Raw genomic sequence first — 15,464 nt, 5'->3', positions numbered from 1 at the left:
AAACGGCCAATCAGCGACTATTATCCTAAACGGTAGTTTGGTGCTTCTTTAGTAATTTGCACATCGTGCACGTGGGACTCTTTCATTCCCGCACCAGAGATACGCACGAACTCAGCTTTAGTGCGCATATCTTCAACCGTCGCACTGCCCGTTAAGCCCATGCTTGAACGTAGTCCACCCATTTGTTGGTGAACAATTTCTTTCAAACGACCTTTATAAGCAATTCTGCCTTCGATACCTTCAGGCACAAGCTTATCGGCTGCATTATCCGACTGGAAGTAACGATCCGAAGACCCTTGAGACATAGCACCCAAAGAGCCCATTCCGCGATATGCCTTGTAGGAACGACCGTTGTAGAGAATAACCTCACCAGGTGCTTCTTCTGTGCCCGCAAACATAGAACCGACCATGACACATGACGCGCCAGCCACAATCGCTTTACAGATATCACCAGAAAAACGAATACCACCATCAGCAATCACAGGAATTCCATATTCATTTGCTACTTCTGCAGCATCAGCAATCGCTGTAACTTGAGGAACACCTACACCAGTTACAATACGCGTTGTACAAATAGAGCCAGGGCCAATGCCTACTTTAACAGCACTAACACCTGCTTCGATAAGCGCCAATGCGCCAGCGCCAGTAGCAACGTTACCACCAATAATATCGAGATCAGGATAAGCCGTTCGAGTTTCTCGAATACGATTAAGTACACCTTCAGAGTGGCCATGAGACGAGTCGATTAATAAAACATCGACCCCAGCTTCAACCAATGCAGCAACGCGCTCTTCATTACCTGGACCTGCGCCCACAGCGGCACCAACACGCAAACGACCTTGGTCATCTTTACATGCGTTTGGTTTACGTTCTGCTTTGTGGAAATCTTTAGCCGTGATCATTCCAGTAAGTTGGAAATCACGGTTAACAACCAGTACTTTTTCAACGCGCGCTTCGTGCATTTTCTCTTGCACTTCTTCGCGAGTGGCTCCTTCTCTTACTGAAGCCAAGCGCTCTTTTGGCGTCATAACCACTTCAACTTTCTTAGATAAGTCAGTTACAAACCTAACGTCTCGACCAGTAATGATACCAACCAATTCATTAGTATCTGTTACCACGGGGAAGCCAGCAAAGCCGTGTTTTTCGGTCAGTGCGATAACATCAGCAATGGTTGCGTCTGGGTTAACGGTTACAGGGTGAGACACCACACCAGCTTCAAAGATCTTCACTTGATGAACCATCTGAGCTTGCTGCTCTATGGACATGTTTTTATGAATAAATCCAATACCGCCCTCTTGAGCAAGCGCAATCGCTAAACGCGCCTCAGTGACCGTATCCATGGAGGCCGAGATCATTGGGATATTCAGGGTAATATTTTTGGTCAGCCGAGTGCGAAGATCAGCTGTGTTTGGGAGAACGGTGGAGTGTGCTGGCACTAGCAATACATCGTCGAATGTCAGCGCTTCTTTGGCAATTCTTAGCATTTGCAATATCTCACAATAAAAGGAGTAAAAGGACAATCCAACCTCATCGTTTCGCATAATGAGTGCAGTATAGTGATAAAACTTTACTACATTTGGATTAGATATTGCGGACGGATTATACGGCTAACGCAATCGATTTACTACAATTTTTTTTTATTTTTTTCTTGCATTACCCCCCTTGATATGTATTATATTGCCGCTAATCTCCATACTCACGCCCACGAGACTAGCAGTGTCATCCCTGACTAACCAAAATATTTTCACCGTCTCACGCTTAAATGCTGAAGTTCGCCTTTTGCTCGAAAATGAAATGGGCATAGTCTGGCTAGTGGGCGAAATATCAAACTTCTCTGCCCCAGTTTCTGGTCATTGGTATCTCACTCTCAAAGACTCACGCGCACAAGTTAAATGTGCAATGTTTCGCGGTAACAATCGGCGCGTCACCTTTAAACCTCAAAATGGTCAGCAGGTACTGGTTAAGGCGCGCTTATCACTTTATGAACCTCGCGGCGATTATCAATTAATCATTGAAAGTATGCAGCCTGAAGGCGACGGGCGTCTGCAACAAGAGTTTGAAAAACTGAAACTCAAGTTAGCCGCTGAAGGGCTTTTTGCTCAAAGCACTAAACTAGCGCTACCAGAGCACCCTAAACGTGTCGGCATCATTACCTCAAAGACAGGGGCAGCACTGTATGACATTCTTGATGTACTGAAACGCCGTGATCCTTCCTTAGAAGTGGTGATTTACCCAACTATGGTTCAAGGTGAAGAAGCATCGATTCAAATAGCTCAAGCTATTGGATGCGCCAACAGCCGCAATGAATGTGATGTATTAATTTTAGGTCGTGGCGGCGGGTCTCTTGAAGACTTGTGGTGCTTTAACAATGAAATCGTCGCCCGCACCATAGCTGCAAGTCAAATTCCAATCATAAGTGCGGTTGGTCACGAAGTAGATGTCACCATCAGTGATTTTGTTGCCGATTTACGCGCACCGACCCCTTCAGCAGCCGCCGAACTGGTTAGCCGTGATAACAGTCATAAATTACAAACACTCAATAACTTGATCAACAAGTTACAAGCAAGGTTTAGTCACTACTTAACTAAAAATAAACAAGTGATCATTGGGCTGCTGCACAGATTAGAAAGGCAACATCCTACTTATCAGCTTCAGCAACAGAGCCAGCGACTTGACGAACTCTTTATACGCTTAAATAGAGCAATGCAAAGCAATCTAGCGGCGCAGAGCCAACATATTGAACGCCAGCAGTATAAGCTGCAATTACATACGCCAAGTCACTATATTCAAGATCAAAGATCAGCACTAGAAAGGCTCGAACAAAAGCTCATCACATCAATGGATAAAAACCTTCTAAAAGCTCGTCATCAACTCTCACTGGCGGGTGAAAAACTCGATACGGTTAGTCCTTTAGCAACACTTAAGCGCGGTTACTCTATCAGCCAAACAGAATCTGGCCAAATCGTTACTCGTTCAGGTGATGTAAAGTCAGGCGATATCCTAGTGACTCGCCTCAATGATGGTGAGATTCGATCGACAGTCTCTTAAAGGTTATATCTTAGCAAGTACGAACCGCACTTTAGATTTGGACTTTAACTCATTACACTGGTTGCAAAAATAATTACTTGCACCGCAGGCCAAAAGCTTTTCAAGCTGAGCTTGGCAGTCTGGGCAATAAGCCTGTTTGTCAAAATCCATTTGGCACTGCTCACAGTGATATTTCCCCTTCCATTTTAGCTCAACATCACAGTCGGGACATTGAATCATAGCTACACCTTTAATCTTGTCTAATCACCATTGTTCATCTTAACCTCAAAGATTAATCTACAGAATGATCCATATCACGCAAAGATTGGATCCTTATCCGATCGTAGGCTAAATCCATTTTGATCAGCGATCTGGCCATAAAAGAATATTTATATCACCACACACCGAAAGCATAAGTTACATATCCTGTTTTTGAATTCTAAAAAGAACAAAAAACCAAATTAAACATAATAAATAATAGATAGCAGAATATTACAAAAAGATCTGATAATTACTAAGTGAAAGTTACGTGTGTGAGCATTTCAATATTTTGTTCGTCTACTTGGGTTAAAGTCACTTGAATCTGCTGATATTCCCGTAAGTTTCGTACATGTGTACCTCCACAAGGTATCTCGGCAATATTATTCTCACCTAGATCGCATTGCCAATAACGAGAGTCTGTCAAAGTGTCACCACAGCATTTCATGCTGATATCAGCTTTAAGAATTAGCCATTGTGCTATTTGGTGGTTTACTGCTGCTTCAATATCTTTAAGATTGTCGAGAAGCTCTGCACTATTTAGCCCTCTTTTGCGTAACGTCTTGCCCAAACGATACGTATCATGACACTGCCCTGGTGTGACAAAACTTGATTGCTGCGCGTAACTATTAAAATCACAATATCCATGAGTATCTTTACGTTCTGCATCTTTACGCCAATACCCTTGCATAGCGAGAGTTTTATTAAGAGCAAGAGAGGCAAGATGACCCGCACTATGTCCGCGGCTAAGCGTTTGCTGATACGCTTTATCCACCTTTAACGACACTGACTGACCTATGGATAAATCCACCCTATTCTTTTCCAAGCAATGAACTACAACAAAACTCCAGCCATCTTGGTCACGTCGTACAGGTATCTCAGTGCCTACAAATAATTCTCCGCTCGATGAGTCAACCGCTCCAACAAGACAATCAACAACCGGATATTCTTCTAACCACCCTTTGTCTGCTGGGTGATCAGGCCAAATATGGCTGACTGGATGGAAAGGTGTTGCTTGGGTTATGACGTAGCAATAGTTTTCATTACTTCCTATCATCTGAACCGCTGAGCTCAAATTCCAAATATCATGGCAAAAGCGAATGACTGTGGGTGTAACTGACATAGGGTCTCCTAAATGAAAAAAGCGCCTGTTATATTAGGCGCTTCTCACTATTTCTTGCGATTTTTCATCATACCCACTAGGCGTTTGCGTTTACGCTCTTGGGATAATGTCATCTTATTCGATTTACCCTCGAAGGGGTTTTCACTGCTTTGAAACTGGATGCGAATTGGCGTACCCATGATCTCGAGTGACTTACGGTAATAATTCATCAGATAACGTTTGTAAGAATCAGGCAGTTCATTCACTTGGTTACCATGAATCACAACTATCGGTGGGTTGTATCCGCCTGCGTGGGCATACTTAAGTTTTACTCGACGGCCTCGAACTAAAGGCGGCTGATGATCTTCAGTTGCCATCTTCATGATACGCGTCAATACTGAAGTTCCGACACGTGTCGTTGCTGACTTGTAGGCTTCTTGAACTGACTCGAATAAATGCCCAACGCCCGTACCATGGAGTGCAGAAATAAAATGAATACGTGCAAAATCAACAAAACCTAAACGGCGATCAAGCTCTTTTTTCACATGCTCTTTCACATCCGATTCTAAGCCATCCCATTTGTTTACTGCGATAACGATTGAACGCCCAGCATTTAACGCAAAGCCTAGTAAACTTAAGTCTTGGTCAGAGATATTTTCACGCGCATCAATAATCAATAAAACGACGTTAGCATCTTCTACGGCTTTCAAGGTTTTAACCACAGAGAATTTTTCCACCGTTTCATTGATACGCTTGCGACGGCGAACACCTGCCGTGTCAATTAAAACGTATTCACGGTCATCACGCTCCATCGGGATATAAATCGAGTCACGAGTCGTTCCCGGCATATCGTAAACAACCACGCGTTCTTCACCCAAAATACGGTTAGTTAGAGTCGACTTACCTACATTGGGGCGGCCAATAATCGCTAACTTTATGGGCTGATCTTGAAGGCGTTTAAACTCTTCTTCTGCCTCTTCTTCGGTGTAATCCAGCTTCTCTTCATCTTCGTCGATAAAGTCAGTAAGATCCTCTATTTCCCCGTTTGCTTCCTCTGCCATTTTTTCTGCAAATGGATTTAGAGCACGGTCGATCAAAGCCCCAACCCCACGACCGTGAGCTGCTGCAATTTGATACATTTGTTCTACACCGAGTTGCCAAAAATCAGCCGAAGCAGCATCAACATCGATACCATCGACCTTATTAACTACTAGCATTGATGGCTTTTCAATTTTTCTCAAATGGTTTGAAATAGCAATGTCAGCCGGGGTTAAACCAGCTCTACCATCAACCATAAACAGCACTACATCAGCTTCATCAATGGCCGCTAGTGACTGCTCAGCCATCTTAGTTTCCACGCCTTCTTCAGTGCCATCGATACCACCAGTATCAATCACAATAAATTCGTGTTCACCAAGCTTGGCTTGCCCATATTTACGGTCACGAGTTAAACCAGGGAAATCCGCAACCAAAGCATCGCGAGTACGAGTTAGTCGGTTAAACAACGTTGATTTTCCAACGTTTGGACGCCCTACTAGAGCAACTACAGGTACCATAACAACCTCTACAATATTCTTTTCTTTATGTAGTTATAGGTAACAACTCAAGGTCAACATCTTCAATGAGACTGTTACCTATAACCACATTAATCTACCAATCTCTAAAACAAACAAACGGCTCCAAACTGTCGCCAGAAAGGAGCCGAATGTGAATTGTATCACATGATCACTTGGTCAGGGTCAGTTTCTTTACTTGACCATTTCTAGTCACAACAAGATACCCGTCATCAACCTTAATCGGTGCCACAGCAAAGCCACTACTATTGATTTTCTGCTGCGCAACAAATTCTCCAGATTCTCTATCTAGCCAGTGCAAGTAACCTTCGGTGTCACCCACAACTAAGTAGTTTTCTATGATAGCTGGAGCCGTTAATAGACGGTTTTCCAGCTGTTCATTGGTCCATAATTCAGTACCGCTTCTTGCATCCACAGCAACAAGATGATCTTTGGCCGTAACTAAGTAAATGCGCCTTGTGTCACTCGCTAAATCAGTTGATGAAGAGTACTTACGTTTCCAAACTGGTTTACCCGATCGTAAATCCAAAGCCGTCAATTGGCCGTTATAACCCACAATATATAAGGTGCTACCCAAAATAAGTGGTGATGCATCCACATCTACTAAACGATCAATTTCTGTCGCACCTAAAGGCGTGCCTATAGGCTGCTGCCAAATCAATTGGCCTCGCTCTACAATCGCAGCGGCTAAACGCCCACCAGCTGTCCCCCAAAAAACACCACCGGACACAGTCACAGGCTTACTATTGCCACGCAAAGTCAAATTCGGCACTTCAGTACTTATCGTCCACTTTACATCACCCGTTGATTGTTCGAGGGCGATCAGCATGCCTGTCGTAGTATGGACCATGACTAGGTTGTCATCCGTTGCAGGAGCGGCTAATACTTCCCCTTCTACATCGACTCGCCAGTTTACTGCACCGGTTTCTTCATCAAGCGCGATAACTTGACCATTTTCACTACCGATGAAAATTTGGCTGTAACCAGCAGTAATTCCACCTGATAAGCGAGCTGGTACCTCTTGCTCGAGATCTTGCTGCCACAGAGTACGGCCATTTTCTGGGTTGAGTGCTTTTACCAAGCCCTCTCGACTGGCAACAAACACCTTGTCATAAGCGTATTCAGGAGTAAGTTTAGAAAAGTAGTGTTCAACACCATCACCAATACTGGCACTCCAAAGGTTTTTAGGAGTAAACTCACTATTTACCTTAGGTACTGGCGCCATTATGACAGTATCTTCTTCACTAGCACAACCAGCGAGGATGCCGACAATTGCTGCAGATGCGATTGCCCGCTTAAGCATTTTTTTCATGCATTGATCCTTATTTCGCCAGATCGTCCAGTTTCATTTGTAATGTCTGGCTAACATCTTCAGCCTGCTGAGCTTCTACATAGGCCGTATAAGCCCCCTCAGAATCACCTTTACGAAGCAGGATATCTCCTTTTAGTTCAGCCACTCTTCCAGACCAACTTTCATCGGTAATGGAAGAAAGTTCAGCCAAAGCAGCATCAAAATCACTTTGCTCCAACTTTAAACGGGCAAGACGAAAGGTAATCACAGAAGATAAAGCTTGGTCTTCTGTCGCTGATTTAGCCCACTCCAGTTGAGCCAGAGCCTCATCGAATTCTCCCGCCTCTACTTGGACTTTAGCCAGTTGAAGCGCTGCTAGAACTGCGTATTGGCTTTCGTTGTTGGCATCAATGAAAGCTTGTAAGGCAGCTTCACCTTCAGTATTGTTCTCTGCTAACTGCTGAACAGCTTTGGAATAACTCTCAGAAGCAGTCTCTTGCGCAGTTGTCACTGAGTCTTGATAATAGCGCCAACCAAATAGGCCACCCAGACCAATGACTGCGCCTAAAATGACTGATTTTCCATTCTCTTTCCACCAGTCCTTAATCGCTTCAACCTGTTGTTCTTCAGTATCGTAGAGTTCCACTTCCTGCCCTCATAAATCTAAAAAATGGCGACATCAGCCGCCACTTTTAATGTGAAATTGTATTTAAATTAGCTCTGCCAATTTAGCAGCGACATCACTTTGCTTACATGTCTCTTGAGTGCCGCCAAGTAAATCTTTGAGAACAACGGTGTCTTCTGCTACTTCATTCTCACCCAGAACTAAAGCAACCACAGCACCGACTTTATCAGCCCGTTTAAACTGCTTCTTAAAGTTACCGCCGCCAAAATGGGTCATCACTCGAAGACCATCAATACGTTCGCGAAGGTTTTCAGCAAGCTTCAAACCCGCAACCATAGTCCCTTCACCCGCAGTGACCATATAGACATCGACAGCACGACGTACATCCGTAAGCTCAAGTGTTTCTAACATTAGAACCAATCGCTCTAATCCCATAGCGAAACCAACGGCTGGAGTCGACTTACCGCCTAACTGCTCAACAAGGCCATCATAACGGCCACCAGCACATACTGTTCCTTGAGCACCCAGATCCTCGGTTACCCATTCAAATACGGTACGGTTGTAATAATCGAGTCCACGAACCAAACGTTCATTGACTCTGTATTCGATACCTGCCGCGTCAAGAAGTTCACACACACCTAAAAAGTGTTGTTTGGATTCATCACTTAGATAGTCAGACAGTCTTGGAGCATCCGCCAACATCGCTTGCACTGCCGAGTTCTTACTATCCAGCACTCGAAGTGGGTTAGTATGCATGCGGCGCTTACAATCGTCATCTAAAACATCGATGTTTTGCTCCAAAAACGCGACCAAAGCCGTACGGTAACTTGCGCGATCTTCTAATGAACCAATTGAGTTAAGCTCTAAACGTACATGCTTATCAATACCTAATTCTTGCCATAAGCGGGCAGTCATCATAATGAGTTCAGCATCGACATCAGGACCGTCTAAACCAAAAATTTCCACACCACATTGGTGAAACTGACGATAGCGCCCCTTCTGCGGTCTCTCATGGCGGAACATTGGCCCCATATACCAAAGACGCTGTTCTGAGCGGTCAATCAAACTATTTTCAATACACGCTCTCACACAACCAGCAGTCCCTTCTGGACGAAGAGTCAGGCTGTCACCATTACGGTCATCAAAGGTATACATTTCTTTTTCAACCACATCGGTCACTTCGCCGATTGCTCTACTAAAGAGATGCGTCATCTCAACAATTGGCATACGTATTTCAGTACATCCATAAGAGCTAACGACTTTCTTGACTGCGTTTTCTAATTTTTGCCACAACGCAGACTGGGTCGGAAGGCAGTCATTCATGCCTCGAATTGCTTGGATTTTTTTTACCACAATATTTACCGTAATTTAGGTGATCTGAGATTAATCTTTGACTTTCACATCAATGCGATTTTGTGTATCCATAACAGAAGCTTTGGCACGAATTTTTGCTTCCAATTGATTAACTAAATCATCGTTATCAAAGCGCTCTTTTTGACGTTTTCCGTCTTCGTAAAAGGCACTTTTTTTGTTACTACCTGCAAGGCCAAGATGGGAAACTTCTGCTTCACCTGGTCCGTTAACTACACAGCCAATAATGGAGACATCCATAGGTGTAATGATGTCCTCAAGTCGCTCTTCTAATGCATTAACCGTGTTAATCACATCAAACTCCTGACGAGAGCAACTTGGACAGGCAATAAAGTTAATGCCTCTGGAGCGAATTCGCAGCGATTTAAGTATATCAAAACCCACTTTGATCTCTTCGACAGGATCAGCAGCAAGAGAAATACGTAACGTATCGCCGATACCTTCGGCTAACAGCATCCCCAGTCCAACAGAAGATTTTACCGCTCCCGCTCTAGCACCACCCGCTTCTGTAATCCCTAGATGAAGCGGCTGATCGATTTTTTTCGCTAACAAGCGGTATGAATCGACTGCAAGAAAAACATCCGATGCCTTCACACTGACTTTAAATTGATCAAAGTTAAGACGATCTAAAATATCCACATGACGCATGGCTGACTCCAGCAATGCTTCTGGCGTTGGCTCTCCATATTTCATTTGGATATCTTTTTCTAACGATCCGCCATTGACACCAATTCGAATAGGAATATTTTTATCACGTGCACAGTCAACAACGGCTCTGATGCGGTCTTCCTTGCCAATATTACCCGGGTTGATGCGTAAACAATCCACACCATATTCTGCGACTTGCAAGGCAATGCGGTAATCAAAGTGAATATCGGCAACTAATGGAACAGATACTTGCTGCTTTATCTGTTTAAATGCTTCCGCCGCTTCCATAGTAGGAACCGAAACGCGTACAATATCTGCACCCACATTTTCCAGTGATTTAATTTGGGCAACAGTCGCTTCAACATCTGTTGTTCTTGTGTTTGTCATCGACTGAACAGCGATTGGAGCGCCATCACCGATGGGTACATCGCCCACATAAACACGAGTGGACGGGCGACGTTTGATAGGAGATTGGTATTGCATAGTTACTTCTAGTGTAAGGTGAACCTTGCTACTTTACCAGAAGTATACCCAGAGAGGTCAATAGGTTCACTTGATAAAGTTATTGATACATTTTCCGGCGCTCCCAAAATGACTTTATAAGGAGGATTGCCGCTGAGCCGGATGCCTTGGCCTGCTTTTTTAATGCCAGTTGCCAGCGTCTTGCCAGTTGAGTCTTTGACTTGAATCCAGCAGTCATCACTAAAAGACATTTCTAGTAAGTTAGCGACTATGTCAGCTGCCTCTTGCTCTGGCTGGAGCTGCTTTTCTTGTTCCTTAGAGGAAGTTTTTGCCGTTTCCAAGGTATTAGTTTCAGGTTTAGAAGATGTCTCTACTGCTGTGTTAGGAACGACTGACTCAACTTTGCTTTGTTCTACAGGAGTTTGCTCCTTCGAGCTTTTGACTACCTCGACGACTCTCTCAGGCTGCTCTTGAGAGGCCACTTTAGTGGTTACCTCTTCTAAGGGCTGCTCGACAAGCTTTGACTCTTGCGGTTGAATTTCACTTGAAGGTTGTGATTCAACCACAGCAAAGTCCAATTCATTTTTTTCCGCCAGCTCTTTTTCTATTTTTTGTTCTTGTTCAGTCGTCGAAGTCAACTCAACTGCCGTATTTTCTTGATTTTGCCACCACCAGACACAGGAAATACCGATAATAATTGCAGAAATACCCCATGTCAGTATCATTATTCGATTATCGTGCTTCTCTTGACTAGTTTTTTGCGAAAAACTTTGCATTTCATGCTCTTGATGTTGAGCTTCTCCATTATCATCAAGAGCACATAACACAACGGATTCTTCTATGCCGACGACGCGCGCATAAGAACGTAAATACCCGCGAGTAAAAGTCGCAACCTGCTCACTTTCAAACTGATTCGATTCAATATTTTCAATAATTGAACGTCGAAGACGTAATCGACTAGCAACCTGTTCCAAGGTTAAACCAAGCTCTTCCCGTTTTTGCTTTAAAATGGTACCCGCTTCAAGTTTTGTCTCTTCTTCCATTTGGGGTGTATGTTCAGCACTCATTGTATAAACGTCTCTTTTTGCAGGATTCCACGCCAAACGTACATTTATTCTTTTTCGTTAGTTGCACAGTCTTTAATGAAAATCTTATATTCAGAGGAAAATCCCTCACCAAAATGTGTAAAGCACTTCACCTAGCTCTTAGAAATATTATCTCTAAAGCACTAAAGTTTAATTCTAATAGATATCAGAGATGAAACAACATCGAAAACACGTATAATTCACAACCAGCTCAAGGTTTTTCCATATTTTGACATTATTTAGCTCAATCAGTTTAAAAAAAACCAGAGCTGAGCTCTGGTTTGCTATCGACAAAAAGCGCATTTAAACCGCTTTAATCGCTATTGTATCACCTTTCGCTGCGCGAATAGCCGCGGTGCGTTTTGTCCGGTCAATCACATCTCCTACTAACTGACCACAAGCCGCGTCAATATCATCGCCACGTGTTTTGCGCACGGTTACCGTATGTTCATACTGCATTAACGTCTTTTGAAAACGGTCAATTCGCGAATTGCTTGGCTTTTTGTACGGAGAGCCTGGGTACGGGTTGAATGGAATCAGGTTAATTTTACATGGTGTGTCTTTTAGCAACTCAGCGAGTTCTCGGGCATGATCCATATCGTCATTAACATGATCCAGCAATACATACTCAACCGTAACTTTGCCTCTATTAGCATTAGAAGAAGCAATATAGCGACGAACAGAAGCAAGAAAATCTTCAATATCCCAACGGTCGTTGATCGGCATAATTTCACTGCGCAACTTATCATTCGGTGCATGCAGTGAGATAGCAAGTGCAACATCTATCTGGCCAGTCATTTGATCCAAGCCAGAAACAACACCAGAAGTTGAGACAGTCACTCGACGTTTTGACAAGCCAAAACCAAGATCATCCAACATAAGTTCAAGAGCAGGAATCAGGTTTTTCATGTTGAGTAGCGGCTCGCCCATCCCCATCATAACGACGTTTGTAATTGGACGACGACCCGTTTCTTTTTCTAATCCGACTTCCCGTGCAGCGCGCCAAACTTGGCCAATAATTTCAGACACTTTGAGGTTACGATTGAAACCTTGCTGCGCAGTTGAGCAAAATTTACATTCAAGAGCACAGCCCACTTGGGAAGAGACACACAATGTTGCCCTATCATCTTCAGGAATATAAACCGTCTCAACATCCTGATCGCCTACCTTCATTGCCCATTTGATTGTGCCATCGGAAGAATGCTGAGCTTCAGCCACAACAGGGGCTTTAATTTCGCAGCGCTGCATGAGCTTTTCACGCAACTTTTTATTAATGTTGCTCATATTTTCGAAGTTATCGACACCAAAATGGTAGATCCACTTCATCACTTGATCGGCACGAAATGCTTTTTCACCAAGTTCCTCAGCAAAAAGTTTACGCATTCCTTTACGATCAAAATCGAGTAGATTAATTTTTTCAGTGCTCATGGTGCCTCACGAAACGACGTAACATTATTTAAGGGCGCGAATTGTACAGCCTTTACTCAGCAACAACAAGCGCTCTAACACCCTGTATTTTATAAGGCATTAATATCATTATGATTAAAAATTAACCAAGATTAATTTTCTCGGCTGATCTGCTTAATTTGCTCTACGATAGCTTTTAGACCATTACCGCGAGAAGGGCTAAGGTGAGAAATGAGGCCCAAACTGTCAAAGTAATTCTCAAGATCAAAATTTTGAATCTGCTGCGAGGTTTTGCCATCAAAAGGAGTTAATACAAGCGCAATAAGCCCTCTGACAATACGAGCATCAGAATCAGCACTGAAATGCCAAACATCATCAACCTTTTCGCTCACTAACCATACTTGGCTTTCACAACCCGAGACTTTTACTTGTTCGGACTTAAGGTTTTCAGGCATGACAGGAAGCTGTTTTCCCCACAGAATCACTTGACGATAACGCTCTTCCCAGCCTTTTAAATTCTGCATTGTAGCAACTATATCCGCGACCGTTATTTCGCTACCGAATGGTGATTTGGGGAAAGAAGACATAACAAGCTCCAAAATTAACACTTACTGGCTGTATTTTTGTATCAGCTTTTCAACAATACGTGAAACGGCAACAAAACCGAACGTCGCTGTAACTGCAGTCGCCGCCCCAAAGCCTGTTGCACAATCCATACGTTTTGGCCCCTCAGCAGTCGCTTTCATACTGCACACTGAGCCATCTGGCTGTGGATACTTTAACTGTTCTGTAGAAAAAACACATTCTATACCAAACTTTCGTTGAGGATTTTTAGGAAAGTTATGATGGCGTCGCAGCGTATCTTTGATTTTCTTTGCCAAAGGATCCTGAATCGTTTTGGTTAAATCGGCAACTTGTATTTGGGTCGGGTCAATTTGCCCGCCAGCACCACCAGTAGTAATGACTTTAATCTTATTGCTGCGGCAATAAGCCAGAAGTGACGCTTTTGCTTTCACACTATCGATGGCATCAAGCACATAATCAAAGTCTTTAGTCAGATACTCATGCTGGTTATCAGGCGTAATAAAGTCATCAATCACATTAACCTGACAATCAGGGTTGATGAGCTTGACTCTTTCTGCCATCACGTCGACTTTGCTTTGACCAATATTACCGCTCAAAGCATGAATTTGACGGTTAACGTTGGTTACACATATATCATCCATATCAATCAATGTTAATTGACCAATACCTGTTCGAGCCAAAGCTTCAACCGCCCATGAACCCACCCCACCAATACCGATCACACACACGTGTGCCGCGCGGAGAACTTCAACTTGTGAATGGCCATAAAGGCGCCGAGTTCCACCAAAACGTTGGTCGTAGCTGTCTGAAGCTGGTGTATCAAGTTCACGCATGATGTTTTGTTCCGCTAAATGAGGGTTAAACACAAAGAGTGCGTTTTATACGCACTCTTTGTTAAAAAGTCTAGCCAACAATGACTATTCTAATTTTTCTGGCGGCAGTGCCCACGGAGCCTGAGTTGCCGAGTTCTCGAGTCCTAACTTCCATACACGGCCGAAATGCTTGTAATGGCCTGCTTCGGTTCCTGCTCTAGGGCCCATTCCATGATACAAATCTAAATGGTTCTGCTTAACCGCTCCCCCGGTATCAAGGACTATCAATAAACGCAGTTGATGCGCGCCACTCCAGCTGCCATCAGCATTGAGTAATGGCACCTCGGCAAGGATTGGTGTTCCCATTGGAAAGAGTGCAGGATCGCCAGCTACCGAAGCCATTGGTAGTAATGGAATACCTGCAGTGCCTGTCACTGGTGCATCCGCTCTCGGTTCAAAAAAGACATAAGATGGATTTTGCTCTAACAGCTCACGCACAGTTTGGTCATCATTGGTCAGAACCCAATCTTTAATCGCTTTTAGTGACATTTTCTCCCGAGCGACTAGACCTCTTTCAATCAGTACCTTACCTATGCTGACGTAAGCTTTGTTGTTTTTTCCGCCATAAGCAAAGTATTCCAGCGTATCGTCATCTTCAAAATGAACAAAGCCACTACCTTGCACTTCCATCATAAATGGATCGATCATATTGGCAGAGTAACCAAGTTCCAGCCCTAAGCCATTTAATGCTCCATCATAAATTTGCGCGCGAGTTGGGCACTCTGCTTCACAATCAGGTTTGGCATACACTGGGTAGCGATACTTATCATCGGGCTCATGACGAAGTTCCATCACAGGAGAAAAATAGCCAGTAAATAAGACATTACCTTTTTTATCGCCTCCACCCAATTGAGCTGCCTGAATACCAAAATTCTCCAGTTGAGCAGGATCTCCACTTTGTAACGCCCATTCATTTAATTGATCGTATAGCGGCTGATACAAACCTGCCATTGAAGGCGAGTTTTCAATAACTTGCTGCGATTGCTTAATAAATTCTGTGAAGTCCTTAGGTTTATTGGAGGCAATCGTCGTACTTTTATTGAGAGTTGCTGAAAATTCACCATCAAGGTACTGCTGGGCACGATCGGTAGGCTGTGCACAACCAAACAAAACACTGGCGGCAACAAGAGGAAGATATTTTTTAAACACGAGAAGAA

Annotated in this window: 14 protein-coding genes; 1 reads left to right on the top strand and 13 read right to left on the bottom strand. The window is 43.7% G+C overall.

Annotation, left to right across the window (positions count from 1 at the left end; genetic code table 11):
* Positions 1-20 precede the first annotated feature (20 nt).
* Entirely contained in the window at positions 21-1,484 is a 1,464-nt protein-coding gene (gene guaB / locus FIV01_RS03180) for an IMP dehydrogenase (RefSeq protein ID WP_152429693.1), read from the bottom strand.
* Positions 1,485-1,716: 232 nt separating this feature from the next.
* Here guaB and xseA point away from each other — a divergent pair, with 232 nt between their 5' ends.
* Entirely contained in the window at positions 1,717-3,048 is a 1,332-nt protein-coding gene (gene xseA / locus FIV01_RS03175) for an exodeoxyribonuclease VII large subunit (RefSeq protein ID WP_152429692.1), read from the top strand.
* 3 nt (positions 3,049-3,051) lie between these two features.
* Here the strand turns inward: xseA and FIV01_RS03170 are convergent, their stop codons facing one another.
* The 12 genes from FIV01_RS03170 to mltA all read right to left on the bottom strand — a co-directional run bounded on the left by FIV01_RS03170 (position 3,052) and on the right by mltA (position 15,456).
* Complete coding sequence (locus FIV01_RS03170) at positions 3,052-3,267, bottom strand: zinc ribbon domain-containing protein (protein WP_152429691.1); 216 nt, start codon at positions 3,265-3,267, stop codon at positions 3,052-3,054.
* A 274-nt stretch (positions 3,268-3,541) separates the two neighbouring features.
* Positions 3,542-4,408 (bottom strand): alanyl-tRNA editing protein, encoded by an 867-nt coding sequence (locus FIV01_RS03165; RefSeq protein WP_152429690.1) that lies wholly within the window; start codon positions 4,406-4,408, stop codon positions 3,542-3,544.
* A 47-nt stretch (positions 4,409-4,455) separates the two neighbouring features.
* On the bottom strand, positions 4,456-5,943 hold the full coding sequence (gene der / locus FIV01_RS03160; RefSeq protein WP_152429689.1) for a ribosome biogenesis GTPase Der: 1,488 nt from the start codon (positions 5,941-5,943) through the stop codon (positions 4,456-4,458).
* Positions 5,944-6,112: 169 nt separating this feature from the next.
* Positions 6,113-7,273: an outer membrane protein assembly factor BamB gene (bamB, locus tag FIV01_RS03155; RefSeq protein WP_152429688.1), complete on the bottom strand. Its 1,161-nt coding sequence runs from the start codon at positions 7,271-7,273 to the stop codon at positions 6,113-6,115.
* A 10-nt stretch (positions 7,274-7,283) separates the two neighbouring features.
* Positions 7,284-7,898 carry a YfgM family protein gene (locus FIV01_RS03150; protein ID WP_152429687.1) on the bottom strand — a complete coding sequence of 205 codons (615 nt, stop codon included), beginning with the start codon at positions 7,896-7,898 and terminating at the stop codon, positions 7,284-7,286.
* A 63-nt stretch (positions 7,899-7,961) separates the two neighbouring features.
* Positions 7,962-9,230, bottom strand: coding sequence for a histidine--tRNA ligase (hisS, locus tag FIV01_RS03145; RefSeq protein WP_152429686.1), 1,269 nt, complete (start codon positions 9,228-9,230; stop codon positions 7,962-7,964).
* Between the two features lie 30 nt (positions 9,231-9,260).
* Positions 9,261-10,379, bottom strand: coding sequence for a flavodoxin-dependent (E)-4-hydroxy-3-methylbut-2-enyl-diphosphate synthase (ispG, locus tag FIV01_RS03140; protein ID WP_152429685.1), 1,119 nt, complete (start codon positions 10,377-10,379; stop codon positions 9,261-9,263).
* Between the two features lie 8 nt (positions 10,380-10,387).
* Positions 10,388-11,425 carry a cytoskeleton protein RodZ gene (gene rodZ, locus FIV01_RS03135; RefSeq protein ID WP_152429684.1) on the bottom strand — a complete coding sequence of 346 codons (1,038 nt, stop codon included), beginning with the start codon at positions 11,423-11,425 and terminating at the stop codon, positions 10,388-10,390.
* A gap of 321 nt (positions 11,426-11,746) precedes the next feature.
* On the bottom strand, positions 11,747-12,871 hold the full coding sequence (gene rlmN, locus FIV01_RS03130; protein WP_152429683.1) for a dual-specificity RNA methyltransferase RlmN: 1,125 nt from the start codon (positions 12,869-12,871) through the stop codon (positions 11,747-11,749).
* Positions 12,872-13,002: 131 nt separating this feature from the next.
* Positions 13,003-13,437 carry a cysteine desulfurase sulfur acceptor subunit CsdE gene (gene csdE / locus FIV01_RS03125; RefSeq protein WP_152429682.1) on the bottom strand — a complete coding sequence of 145 codons (435 nt, stop codon included), beginning with the start codon at positions 13,435-13,437 and terminating at the stop codon, positions 13,003-13,005.
* A 21-nt stretch (positions 13,438-13,458) separates the two neighbouring features.
* On the bottom strand, positions 13,459-14,268 hold the full coding sequence (gene tcdA, locus FIV01_RS03120; protein ID WP_152429681.1) for a tRNA cyclic N6-threonylcarbamoyladenosine(37) synthase TcdA: 810 nt from the start codon (positions 14,266-14,268) through the stop codon (positions 13,459-13,461).
* A gap of 84 nt (positions 14,269-14,352) precedes the next feature.
* On the bottom strand, positions 14,353-15,456 hold the full coding sequence (gene mltA, locus FIV01_RS03115) for a murein transglycosylase A (RefSeq protein WP_152429680.1): 1,104 nt from the start codon (positions 15,454-15,456) through the stop codon (positions 14,353-14,355).
* Positions 15,457-15,464 lie beyond the last annotated feature (8 nt).

The organism is Vibrio aquimaris (genome assembly GCF_009363415.1).
Lineage (GTDB): Bacteria > Pseudomonadota > Gammaproteobacteria > Enterobacterales > Vibrionaceae > Vibrio > Vibrio aquimaris.
Note: the sequence above shows the minus strand (reverse complement) of the source record. Positions and strands in the feature narration are given on the sequence as shown.

Bases quoted from the DNA above. Each gene is read 5' to 3' on its own strand.
- guaB (WP_152429693.1), bottom strand. From the start codon at position 1,484: ATGCTAAGAATTGCCAAAGAAGCGCTGACATTCGACGATGTATTGCTA.
- FIV01_RS03170 (WP_152429691.1), bottom strand. From the start codon at position 3,267: ATGATTCAATGTCCCGACTGTGATGTTGAGCTAAAATGGAAGGGGAAA.
- bamB (WP_152429688.1), bottom strand. From the start codon at position 7,273: ATGAAAAAAATGCTTAAGCGGGCAATCGCATCTGCAGCAATTGTCGGC.
- rodZ (WP_152429684.1), bottom strand. From the start codon at position 11,425: ATGAGTGCTGAACATACACCCCAAATGGAAGAAGAGACAAAACTTGAA.
- ispG (WP_152429685.1), bottom strand. From the start codon at position 10,379: ATGCAATACCAATCTCCTATCAAACGTCGCCCGTCCACTCGTGTTTAT.
- rlmN (WP_152429683.1), bottom strand. From the start codon at position 12,871: ATGAGCACTGAAAAAATTAATCTACTCGATTTTGATCGTAAAGGAATG.
- FIV01_RS03165 (WP_152429690.1), bottom strand. From the start codon at position 4,408: ATGTCAGTTACACCCACAGTCATTCGCTTTTGCCATGATATTTGGAAT.
- tcdA (WP_152429681.1), bottom strand. From the start codon at position 14,268: ATGCGTGAACTTGATACACCAGCTTCAGACAGCTACGACCAACGTTTT.
- der (WP_152429689.1), bottom strand. From the start codon at position 5,943: ATGGTACCTGTAGTTGCTCTAGTAGGGCGTCCAAACGTTGGAAAATCA.
- csdE (WP_152429682.1), bottom strand. From the start codon at position 13,437: ATGTCTTCTTTCCCCAAATCACCATTCGGTAGCGAAATAACGGTCGCG.